We start from the raw sequence: 11,387 nt of genomic DNA, 5'->3' as shown, positions 1-11,387 counted from the left end.
CAGTAAATTTTTCTAAATTTTTCAGGATTAAGGGGAAGCACGTCATGAACGAAAAAAAAGAGAAAATCATAAAAACAGGCATCCATTTATTTGCCAAAAAAGGGTTTTCTTCAACAACCATTCAGGAAATCGCCGGTGAATGCGGAATTTCAAAAGGAGCCTTCTATCTCCATTTCAAATCAAAAGAAGACCTTTTGCTGTCAGCATGTGAGTATTACATCGGCATGTCTATGGAAGAAATAAAGAAAATCAAAACAGAACATCAGCATAAACCGCCTAAGGACGTATTCCGAAAACAAATCGCTTATCAATTCCAGGAATTCATGGAGCACAAGGACTTTATCATTCTCTTGCTGAGCGAAAAGGTCATTCCTGAAAATCAAAAGGTCAAACAGTATTTTCATGAGGCCAATATTCAATTTAACATGCTGTATCGGGATGCGTTGCTCTCCGTTTACGGAGATGCCGTCTCACCGTTTTTAGCGGATGCGTCCGTTATGGCGCAAGGAATTGTGAGCTCCTATATTCATTTCTTGATTTTTAATGAACATACGGCATTCCGGACGGAAAACGTGGCAGCCTTTCTGATTGCCAGAATCGATGATCTGATTACGGGACTGATAAAAGACAACCCCGATCCGCTGCTGCCTGAGGATATCTTCACTCAGCCCGCGGCGGACAGAGAAAGACTGCTTGCGGATATTCAAAAGATAAAAGCACAGCAGGGGCTGCCTGAGGACGTCCTCGTATCGCTTGAAGTCATTGAAGAGGAATGCGCAAAGGAAGAGCCGCGAAAACCGATTATTAAAGGAATGCTGTCCAACTTGGCAGGCAGCGGAACTGAACAGATTGAAACGCTGCGGGCTTCCATTGAAACCTATTTCAGCTTATAAAAAAAAGAGACCGGCGCTTACCGGTCTCCGTGTCAGCAGCGCCCTTAGAGGCGGCTGCTTTTTTTATCGTTTTTTGATTTCTTCAAGTAAGATCTTGTTGACCATCGGCGGGTTGGCCTGTCCTTTTGAGGCTTTCATAATCTGCCCGACAAGGAAGCCGATCGCACGGTCTTTTCCGTTTTTGAAGTCTTCAATTGACTGCGGGTTGCTGTCAAGCGCATCTGTTACCAGCTTCAGAAGCACGCTTTCGTCAGAAATCTGCACGAGGCCTTTTTCTTTGACGATTTTTTCTGCGTCGCCGCCTTTTTCAATTAATTCTTTAAAGACTTTCTTCGCGATTTTGGACGAGATGGTTCCTTTTTCAATCAGCTTAATCATGCCGGCAAGGCCTTCAGGAGTCAGCGCGACATCCTCAAGCTCTTTTTGTTCGGCGTTCAGGTAAGCTGAGACTTCACCCATCAGCCAGTTTGATGCCTGCTTGGCTTCTGCGCCTTTATTGACCGTTTCTTCGAAGAAATCAGCCATTTCTTTCGTCAGCGTCAGAACCATTGCGTCATAAGCAGGCAGACCGAGCTCTTCGATATAACGCTTGCGGCGCTCGTCCGGAAGCTCAGGAATGGTTGCTCTTACGCGTTCTTTCCATTCGTCATCAATGTAGAGCTCGACAAGGTCAGGCTCAGGGAAATAACGATAGTCGTCAGAACCTTCTTTGACACGCATCAAAATGGTTTTTTTCGTCGCTTCATCATAGCGGCGCGTCTCCTGCTGAATGACTCCGCCTGACAGAAGCACCTGCTCTTGGCGTTTTTCTTCATGCTCAAGTCCTTTTTGCACGAACGCGAAGGAGTTCAGGTTTTTCAGCTCCGTTTTTGTGCCGAATTTCTCCTGGCCGATCGGACGGAGGGAAATGTTGGCGTCACAACGCAGTGAACCTTCTTCCATTTTACAGTCGGAAACGCCTGTGTATTGGATAATTGATTTCAGCTTTTCGAGATATGCGTAAGCTTCCTCCGGTGTGCGGATATCCGGCTCAGATACAATCTCGACAAGTGGCGTGCCCTGGCGGTTGAAGTCAACGAGGGAATAGCCGTCGCCCGTATGCGTCAGTTTTCCCGCATCTTCTTCAAGGTGAAGACGGGTAATGCCGATTTTTTTCGTTTTTCCGCCGACTTCGATTTCGATCCAGCCGTTTTCGCCGATCGGCTTGTCAAATTGAGAAATTTGATATGCCTTCGGGTTGTCCGGATAGAAATAGTTTTTCCGGTCAAACTTCGTATCCGTTGCGATTTCGCAGTTCAAAGCCATTGCGGCTTTCATCGCGAATTCGACCGCTTCTTTGTTCAAAACGGGCAGCACGCCGGGATAGCCGAGGTCTATGACGCTCGTTTGGGTATTCGCTTCCGCGCCGAATGGCGTCGGTGAGCTTGAGAAAATTTTAGATTTTGTTTTTAATTCCACATGGACTTCAAGTCCGATTACCGTTTCAAAGTTCACTTCATTTCACCCCTTACAGTTCAGGTTTCGCTTTATGATGATCTGTTGCCTGCTCAAAAGCATGAGCGACGCGGTATACAGTGCCTTCATCGAAGTGTTTTCCGATGATTTGCAGTCCGAGCGGCAGTCCGTCCGCAAATCCGCACGGCACGCTGATTCCCGGCACACCCGCGAGGTTGACAGGAATCGTTAAAATATCGTTGGCGTACATTGTGAGCGGGTCGTTGGTTTTTTCGCCTATTTTGAATGCCGGTGTCGGCGTTGTCGGTCCGACGATGACATCGTATTTCTCAAATACGTCTTCAAAATCTTTTTTAATAAGCGTGCGCACTTTTTGCGCTTTTTTGTAATACGCGTCATAGTAGCCGGAGCTGAGCGCGAAGGTGCCGAGCATGATGCGGCGCTTCACTTCATTGCCGAAGCCTTCTGAGCGTGTCTGTTTATAAAGGTCGATCAGGTTGTCCGCATTGTCTGAGCGGTAGCCGTAGCGGATGCCGTCAAAGCGCGCAAGGTTTGCAGACGCTTCGGAAGAAGACAGCAGATAATACGTCGCAAGCGCGTATTTGCTGTGCGGCAGAGATACTTCTTCCCATGTCGCTCCGAGGTCTTCAAGCACTTTTAAAGCGGCTAAAACCGATTCTTTCGCTTCTTTGCCGACGCCTTCTCCGAGATATTCTTTCGGTACGGCGATTTTTAAGCCTTTAATATCGCCAGTTAATGAAGAAAGAAAGTCCGGCACTTCGACATTGGCGCTCGTAGAGTCCATTTTGTCCGGGCCTGAAATCGCCTGAAGCAGGAATGCGTTATCTTCTACGTTTCTTGTGATCGGTCCGATCTGGTCTAATGAAGACGCAAAAGCGACCAAACCGTAACGTGACACGCGTCCGTATGTAGGCTTTAATCCGACGACGCCGCAGAAAGAAGCCGGCTGGCGGATGGAGCCGCCCGTATCAGATCCGAGTGAAAACGGCACTTCGCCCGCGGCAACCGCAGCTGCGGAACCGCCGCTTGATCCGCCGGGAACCGTATCGAGATTCCAAGGGTTTTTCGTCGCTTTGTACGCGGAGTTTTCAGTAGAAGAACCCATCGCGAACTCATCCATATTCAGCTTTCCGATCGTGACGGCTTCAGCAGCTTGAAGGCGCTCCACGACCGTCGCATCGTAAATCGGATCGAAGTTTTCGAGGATTTTGCTTGAGCATGTTGTGCGAAGCCCTTTGGTCACGATGTTGTCTTTGACGCCGATCGGCATTCCGAAGAGAAGACCGTGTTCAGACCGTCCGTCAACCGCTTCGTCAAGTTCTTTCGCGTAAGCGCGGGCTCTTTCTTCATCAAGCTGTAAAAACGCCTGCACCTTATCATCCACGGATGCGATCCGTTTGTAAGATTCATCAACAAGATCGGAAATCTTGATTTCTTTTTTATGTATCATTTGTTTCAGTTCTGTGATTTTGTGATCAAATAATGACATACTGTCTCCCTCCTTTAATCCAGAATAGATGGCACACGGACATAGCCGTCTTTATGATCGGGAGCATTTTTCATGACATCCTCGACCGGAAGGCCTTTACCCGCTTCATCTTCTCTCATTACGTTTTTCATTTTCAGCACGTGTGTTGTCGGTTCCACGTTATCCGTGTCCACTTCATTAAGCTCCTCGGCAAACGAGATAATGCTGTCAAGCTGTTCTGTGAACATTTCAGCTTCTTCATCCGTAATGGCGAGTCTCGCCAAATGAGCGACATGCTTTACTTCTTCTATAGAAATTCGTGACATAAGATCCACCTCCGCATAATTCTCCGTTTCGTCATATAATACTGATCATATCAAAAACGAGCCCTCTAAAGCAACAAAACGCCGCCTTCTGAGGCATGATGAAACCCTCTCTATTTTATCCTAAATCGGGGAGAAAGAGAAACGAATTATATGTCAGAAAATTTTTACTTTTATAACTTATTGGTAGCGTTTTCATCTCTAAGCTGTTCTATGTTGGCGGGGATTTTTTCCTTGAGTGGGCCAGGTTTCGAGAGTTGATTGATCGGGGATACTTTGTTAGGTTTAGTAACCATAGCCAGCACTAAATCATGCGATCCGCATGGAATGATGACTAAAGGCTGGATCGCCGGCGCATATTCCGGCACTACTAATCTACAGAGGTGATGCAACATTTACATGAAAGAAGAGAGGGACCAAAAACGTGAGTATTGAACTAATTATATCTCTTGGCATTTACTTTGCTGCCATGCTGTTAATCGGCTGGTACGCATTCAGGAAGACAACGAATATTAATGATTACATGCTGGGCGGAAGAGGACTCGGCCCGTTCGTAACGGCGCTGTCCGCAGGTGCGGCCGATATGAGCGCATGGATGCTGATGGGAGTTCCCGGCGCAATGTTCGCAACGGGGTTATCGACCTTATGGCTGGCGCTCGGTTTGACGATCGGCGCGTATTCAAATTATCTGCTGCTTGCTCCGAGGCTGCGCGCTTACACGGAAGTTGCGGATGATGCGATTACGATTCCCGATTTCTTCGATAAACGGTTCCGCCATTCGTCATCATTGCTGAAAATTGTTTCCGCCGTGATTATTATGATCTTTTTCACACTGTACACATCGTCCGGGATGGTATCCGGAGGCAGGTTATTTGAATCGGCATTCGGCGCCGACTACAAATTCGGTTTGTTTTTAACGGCCGGTGTTGTTGTGCTTTACACGCTGTTTGGCGGTTTCCTCGCTGTCAGTCTGACTGACTTTGTGCAGGGAGCGATCATGTTTGCGGCATTAGTGCTTGTGCCGATCGTTGCTTTTACCCAGCTCGGGAGCGTTTCAACGACGATTGATTCGATCAACGCCGTTAACCCGAAACTATTGGATATCTTTAAAGGCGCGAGCGTCATTAGCATTATTTCTTATTTGGCATGGGGACTCGGCTATTACGGCCAGCCTCATATCATCGTACGATTTATGGCGATTAAAGAAGTGAAAGATTTAAAACCCGCCCGCAGAATCGGGATGAGCTGGATGGCCATTTCAGTTGTCGGTTCATTGCTTACCGGGATTATCGGGGTTGCGTATTCTCATCACTTCGGAGTCTCCGTAAAAGATCCGGAAACGATTTTCATTATTTTTTCTAAAATCTTGTTCCATCCGCTGATTACGGGCTTCTTGCTGTCCGCGATTTTAGCGGCGATCATGAGTTCCATTTCCTCACAGCTTCTCGTAACGGCAAGCGCCATTACGGAAGATTTATACCGCGCCTTTTTCAGACGGGAAGCGAGCGATAAAGAATTGGTCATGACCGGACGCCTGTCGGTATTGATCGTGGCCGTTATCGCCATCCTGCTTTCCATGAATCCGAACAGCACCATTCTTGATCTGGTCGGATATGCGTGGGCAGGCTTCGGTTCGGCTATCGGCCCGGCGCTCTTGCTCAGTCTGTACTGGAAACGGATGAATGAATGGGGAGCGCTTGCGGCGATGATTACCGGGGCCGCGGCCGTTTTAATCTGGATCACCACAGGGCTTGCCGCTTCAACCGGCGTATACGAAATCATTCCGGGGTTCTTCCTCAGTCTGATTGCCGGTATTGCCGTCAGCCTACTGACCAAAAAACCGGCCGATGCTTCTTATCAGCTGTTCAGCCGGATGGAAGCTCTTTTGAAAAACAAGAAATAGACACAAAGCCGTCAGATTTTATCCCTGACGGCTTTTTTCTTCCGCACTTGTCCTGCTATAAATACTGTGAGAAAATCATATCAATTTATTATAAGAAAAATTGCGGAGGTGCTGTGCAAATTGAGCTGGCCTATCGAACCAGACATTTTATTAAAGCTGGGCATTGCCACGCTGATCGGCATGATCATCGGTCTTGAACGCGAGCTGAAAAACAAACCGCTCGGACTGAAAACCTGTATCGTCATCGCCGTCAGCTCCTGTATGCTGACGATCGTCAGCATTAATGCGGCATATCATTTCCCAAAATATTACCGTATTATGATGGATCCGCTCCGCCTCCCCGCCCAGATCATTTCCGGCGTCGGTTTTATCGGCGCGGGCGTGATCCTGCGTAAAAGCAATGACGTCATATCCGGCCTGACGACATCGGCCATCATCTGGGGCGCAGCCGGGCTCGGTCTGGCTACAGGCGCCGGCTTTTATAAAGAGGCGTTCGCAAGCCTCTTGTTTATCCTGATCAGTGTCGAATTTCTTCCGTGGCTGATCAGAAAAATCGGTCCCAACCGCTTGAAGGAGAAGGATATCCGCGTGAGAATGTCTCTTTCCGATAAAGACAAAATGACCGAAATTCTAAAAGAAATGAAAAGCAAACGGCTCCGCATTCACTCCGTCCGGATTGATGATCTGCGCGAAAAAGAATTTCCGATTATGGAAGTGAAAGTCAGTGTTCACAAAAACCGCTACACCACTGACGTCTATTATGATATTAAAGAAATTCAGGGTGTCGTCGGAGTGAAGTGTGATACGTTATAAAAAAACGCCGGGCTGGATTCAGCCGGCGTTTTCTATTTATACGAATGCAGAAAAGTTATACTCCGTAATCGGGGTTTCGTTTTCGATATCGCGCCTGAAGGCTTTCAGCATCTCAAGTTCCTCGTCCCCGAGTGAATTGAGGTCAAACGCCTGATGCAATAATCCGTAGATCAGCATATGGCGCAGCCGGAGAAAATCCGGGATGTGTTCAAGCCAGGCGGGGTCAAGGTCATTTTCTTCCCTGTAGCCTTTCATAAAGTGTGTCATGAACTCACCCGTAAACGCGGCCTTGTCTTCATACGGGATGACCGGATACCACAATATGTTGTACAGCAGAATACTGATATCATTCACAAACCAATTGTAGCCGATATCATCAAAATCAAATGCCGTGATTTTTCCGTTGTCCCAATTGAAATTACCGTGGTGCAGATCGGCGTGCACAAGGCCGTAGTTTTCAGGATTCTTCGGCAAACGGCGCAGTTTTTCCATTAGAGCATCCGCCCGCTCAAATACGAGATGCTGATCTGCGGGCACATATTTTCTCAGCTTCAGCTGCTCCTCTTCATCCCATTCCTGCCTTTTATATGCCGGGTCGCTCAGACGGTAGCTTTTTGTCAGCCGGTGCATGTTCCCCGTGTATTTTCCAAGCTGGTAAAACAGAGTTCCGTTCCAGTCTGATTCCTCCACTTTGCGTCCGGGCGCTTTTTCATAGACTCTTACTAAAAACGCTCCGCCTTTTCCATCCGGCACTTCTTCGACATCTCTGCCATTTAATGAAGGAATCGGCTTTGCTGCTGAAAGCCCTCCCTTTGCCAGATGATGAAGCCATTCCATTTCTCCGAGAATATATTCCGGTGTTCTTCTGATCGTATGCGTAATTTTTAAGATATACGGTTCGTTATCTTTCACAATTTCGTATACGTAGTTCTCTGCGTCCGCAATAAATTGAAACTTGGTAAAGCCGTATATTTCACCGGCCTCAGCCAGTACCTTTTCTTCCTCAAAAATCGCTTTAATATCTTTATGCATGCTGATTCACCCTTTTCATAACGTTTGTAGGCGGTGTGTGTACTCAGCAAATGTCATTCATCAACATTCCTGCCCTTCTTTTTTCACAGCAGATTAGTAACATCCGCTTAGAAACGAAATGTGTTTTCCTGTTAATTCCTAATTATACAAATATCTTAACATACCTCATCCCTCTCTCCAACGATATTCACAATAAAAAAACCCTTGCTCATACAGAAATGAACAAGGGCATCTTGGTTAATCGTAAATATGGACGGTCGGTTCTTTGTCACCCGCATTGCGGACGATCAGCGCTTCCTGGCCGTCAGACGAGGTAATGTTAATCTCGACATCAACTGAGCCTTTTGAATAATAATCCATCAGCTCACCTGTTAAGTATTGGGTAAAGGCGATAACTTCGCTTTTCCCGTAAAATTGCATCGGGATTTCAATCTTCATTTTTCTCATTTCATCGTTTTCGTACATTGCCGTTCCGACGACTCCGGTGTAATTCGGGAAGTAGCTGTCGATGGCGTTTTTGAAGCGTTTAAACACTTCGGAATCATCAGGGTATTTCTTTGCCGTGTCTGTATCCGCCGGATAGAAGACGTACTTTTCTTTGACATCATCCCAGTTTGAAATGGTGGATGAGCCGGCCTTGACTTCTGTTTTCGCAATGTAATTCCCCGGTACGATTGATGTTTTCGGCGCTTGTTTATAAAGGGCGACGGTAATCGGCACATTTTTCAGGTTATCCATTTTCCGAAGGCGGTTAACGACTTCCTGGGCGATTTCTTCACCGTGGCTGCGGATCGTTTTATCGCTGAGCTCCACTTCCTGCTGCGGATCACCTGTGTTTTCGCGGTAATAGTATACAGAGTTGAGAGCGAGACCGATCATGACACCGCCAAGCTGGATGGAATTTTTATCTTTTCTAACTAAGTAATCCTGCTCAAGCATGGACGCTAAGTAAATCGGACTGTTTTCATTTTTCTCTTTTGCCGATCCCGAGCTTGGCAGCACGGGGTTTAAGCCGAGATTCTGAAAATTGGCGTCTGCCTTTTTCGCCTTTTTCAGATCACTGCCCTCTTTTTTGCGGTCAAGCCAGCTGAGTACCGTGTCCTCATCTAAATACTGGCCTTCCTGATACAAATAGTCATCCGTCGGGAACGTGTCTTGAGCGAGCCGCATCAGACCCGTCTCGAATTCATCGATGTCCAGCCTCGTGTTCAGCCGGTCCGCGGTCAGGCCGCGCGCTTTTCCGGCCTTAAACGGAAGCACCATTTTATAGTAGGAATCAGAGATATTATATTTCGGTATGATCGCTTTTTCAGAAGACTTTGCCGTTTTCTGCGTGATCTCTTCCTCTTTGTTCCCCCCGAAACTCGGCGAACAGGCCGACAGCATGAGTACTGCCGCCGTTGCCGTCGCCGCCAATGCCAACATCTTTTTCAATAGAAAACACTCCTCTTATTTCTTTAGCTCTCCCAATAGCTGTGCTTCATTCCATACTTCAATGTTTAATTCCTGCGCTTTTGTCAGCTTGCTTCCGGCCGCTTCTCCGGCAATCAGCAAGTCTGTTTTTTTGCTGACAGATCCCGTCAGCTTTCCGCCGAGCGCTTCAATCTGCGCCTTGGCTTCATTTCTGGACAGCTCTTCAAGCTTTCCGGTTAACACGATGGTTTTGCCGGCAAAATAAGAGTCGCTGTCCGCCGCTTTTACTTTTTTCGGGCCTTTGTAGAGTGTGTTCACACCGAGTTCCTCAAGTTCATTCAAAAGCTCAAGCATTTCTTCTTTGCGGAAATAGGTGACAACGGCATCGGCCATCTTTTCGCCGATTTCATCTACCGCAAGCAGCTCTTCTTCCGTGGCTTGTTTCAGATTTTCCAGGCTTTCAAAATGCATGGCGAGTGTTTTGGCCGCTTTTGAGCCGATAAAACGGATGCCGAGACCGAACAGCAGGCGTTCCAGCGAATTCTCTTTTGACTTTTGGATGGAGCTGATCAGATTGTCAGTTGATTTTTCCCCCATCCGCTCAAGCCGGATAACCTGTTCTTTCGTCAGCTTATACAAATCAGCGACATTACGGACGAGATGTTCACGGAAAAGCTGTGTGATGACACGTTCTCCGAGTCCGTCAATATTCATCGCGTTGCGTGAGACAAAGTGAATCAGGCCTTCTCTGATCTGCGCCGGACATTCCGGATTGATGCAGCGCAGCGCGACTTCCCCTTCAATGCGGACAAGTTCGCTTTCGCATTCAGGGCAGCTGGTCGGCATATTGAATTCTTTTTCTTCCCCGGTCCGCTGTTCGATTAAGACATTGACGACCTCAGGGATGATGTCGCCCGCTTTTTTGACGACCACTTTATCGAGAATGCGGATATCCTTCTCTTTAATTAAATCTTCGTTATGAAGGGATGCTCTTGAGACCGTCGTTCCCGCGACTTTTACCGGTTCCAGAACGGCGGTCGGCGTAATCACGCCCGTTCTTCCGACATTCAGTTCGATATCGAGAAGTTTTGTCACGACCTCTTCCGCCGGGAATTTATAAGCAATCGCCCAGCGCGGGCTTTTTGCCGTATACCCGAGCTCTTCCTGCTGGTCGAGCGAATCGACTTTGATGACGATTCCGTCAATTTCATACGGGAGATCGGCCCGCTTCGCCTGCAGCTCTTCGATCATTTCAATGACTTCATCTATCGTGGCGCATTTTTTCCGTTCCTGGTTTGTTTTAAAACCGAGCTCATCCAGAAAATCCAGGCCCTGACTCTGTGTTTCCACACCCATCTCGTCAAGCTCCGCTATACTGTAGACGAAGATGTCAAGATTTCGTTTCGCTGCAATTTTCGGATCAAGCTGTCTGAGTGAGCCCGCAGCCGCGTTCCGGGGATTGGCGAACGGCTCCTCTTCATGTTTCAGCCTTTCTTCATTGAGCGCTTCAAATGACTGTTTCGGCATGTACGCCTCTCCGCGCACTTCTATGGAAAGGTTCCGTTTCATTTTCAGCGGAATGTTGCGGATCGTTTTTAAGTTTTCCGTGATATCTTCGCCCGTCGTTCCGTCTCCTCTTGTCGCGCCTCTGACGAAATAGCCGTCTTCATAACGGAGAGAAACAGCAAGACCGTCTATTTTCAGCTCTACATTATAAGCGACGCCGTCACCGACAGCCTGACGGACGCGGCGGTCAAAATCGCGGAGATCATCATCGTTAAATGCGTTGCCGAGACTGAGCATCGGCGTGCCGTGCTGCACCTTTTGAAACGATTCAAGCACTGCTCCCCCGACCCGCTGTGTGGGCGAATCAGGCGTTCTGAGCTCCGGGTGCTCTTCCTCTATGGCAATCAGCTCCTGCATCAGTCTGTCGTACTCGGAATCCGGCACGCTCGGTTCATCTAAGGTGTAATATTCATAACTGTACTGATCGATGGTGCGGCGCAATTCTTCTGCCCGGTGTTTCGCTGTTTCTTTGTCCATCATGTTCTTCCTTTCCTCTTCAG

General features: G+C 47.8%; 9 protein-coding genes. 3 read left to right on the top strand and 6 right to left on the bottom strand.

Annotated features, from left to right (window positions below; translation table 11 throughout):
• The first annotated feature begins 44 nt into the window (after positions 1–44).
• Positions 45–893, top strand: coding sequence for a TetR/AcrR family transcriptional regulator (locus OTK50_RS15975; protein WP_224224085.1), 849 nt, complete (start codon positions 45–47; stop codon positions 891–893).
• A 63-nt stretch (positions 894–956) separates the two neighbouring features.
• On the opposite strand, the gene gatB is transcribed toward OTK50_RS15975, so the two are convergent.
• Genes gatB through gatC form a run of 3 tightly spaced genes read right to left on the bottom strand, consistent with a single transcriptional unit; the run spans position 957 to position 4,163 of the window.
• Positions 957–2,387, bottom strand: a complete 1,431-nt coding sequence (gene gatB / locus OTK50_RS15970) for an Asp-tRNA(Asn)/Glu-tRNA(Gln) amidotransferase subunit GatB (RefSeq protein ID WP_003155730.1) — start codon at positions 2,385–2,387, stop codon at positions 957–959.
• 13 nt (positions 2,388–2,400) lie between these two features.
• Entirely contained in the window at positions 2,401–3,858 is a 1,458-nt protein-coding gene (gene gatA, locus OTK50_RS15965) for an Asp-tRNA(Asn)/Glu-tRNA(Gln) amidotransferase subunit GatA (protein ID WP_224224084.1), read from the bottom strand.
• A 14-nt stretch (positions 3,859–3,872) separates the two neighbouring features.
• Entirely contained in the window at positions 3,873–4,163 is a 291-nt protein-coding gene (gatC, locus tag OTK50_RS15960) for an Asp-tRNA(Asn)/Glu-tRNA(Gln) amidotransferase subunit GatC (protein WP_003155732.1), read from the bottom strand.
• A 421-nt stretch (positions 4,164–4,584) separates the two neighbouring features.
• Between gatC and putP the strand changes: the two genes are divergently transcribed.
• Entirely contained in the window at positions 4,585–6,063 is a 1,479-nt protein-coding gene (gene putP / locus OTK50_RS15955; protein WP_012117009.1) for a sodium/proline symporter PutP, read from the top strand.
• Positions 6,064–6,183: 120 nt separating this feature from the next.
• The gene (locus OTK50_RS15950) at positions 6,184–6,876 is read left to right on the top strand and encodes an MgtC/SapB family protein (RefSeq protein WP_007609875.1); all 693 of its coding nucleotides are present in this window, start codon (positions 6,184–6,186) and stop codon (positions 6,874–6,876) included.
• Between the two features lie 36 nt (positions 6,877–6,912).
• Here the strand turns inward: OTK50_RS15950 and OTK50_RS15945 are convergent, their stop codons facing one another.
• The 3 genes from OTK50_RS15945 to ligA all read right to left on the bottom strand — a co-directional run bounded on the left by OTK50_RS15945 (position 6,913) and on the right by ligA (position 11,364).
• Entirely contained in the window at positions 6,913–7,908 is a 996-nt protein-coding gene (locus OTK50_RS15945) for a phosphotransferase enzyme family protein (RefSeq protein WP_224224083.1), read from the bottom strand.
• A 237-nt stretch (positions 7,909–8,145) separates the two neighbouring features.
• Complete coding sequence (locus tag OTK50_RS15940) at positions 8,146–9,342, bottom strand: CamS family sex pheromone protein (protein WP_007609871.1); 1,197 nt, start codon at positions 9,340–9,342, stop codon at positions 8,146–8,148.
• A 15-nt stretch (positions 9,343–9,357) separates the two neighbouring features.
• Positions 9,358–11,364: an NAD-dependent DNA ligase LigA gene (gene ligA / locus OTK50_RS15935; protein WP_032872523.1), complete on the bottom strand. Its 2,007-nt coding sequence runs from the start codon at positions 11,362–11,364 to the stop codon at positions 9,358–9,360.
• Between the last annotated feature and the right edge of the window lie 23 nt (positions 11,365–11,387).

Source organism: Bacillus sp. NEAU-CP5 (assembly GCF_026420705.1).
Taxonomy (GTDB): domain Bacteria; phylum Bacillota; class Bacilli; order Bacillales; family Bacillaceae; genus Bacillus; species Bacillus velezensis.
This window is presented reverse-complemented; position numbering and strand designations above follow the sequence as displayed.

Bases quoted from the DNA above. Each gene is read 5' to 3' on its own strand.
- OTK50_RS15975 (WP_224224085.1), top strand. From the start codon at position 45: ATGAACGAAAAAAAAGAGAAAATCATAAAAACAGGCATCCATTTATTT.
- gatA (WP_224224084.1), bottom strand. From the start codon at position 3,858: ATGTCATTATTTGATCACAAAATCACAGAACTGAAACAAATGATACAT.
- gatC (WP_003155732.1), bottom strand. From the start codon at position 4,163: ATGTCACGAATTTCTATAGAAGAAGTAAAGCATGTCGCTCATTTGGCG.
- OTK50_RS15945 (WP_224224083.1), bottom strand. From the start codon at position 7,908: ATGCATAAAGATATTAAAGCGATTTTTGAGGAAGAAAAGGTACTGGCT.
- ligA (WP_032872523.1), bottom strand. From the start codon at position 11,364: ATGGACAAAGAAACAGCGAAACACCGGGCAGAAGAATTGCGCCGCACC.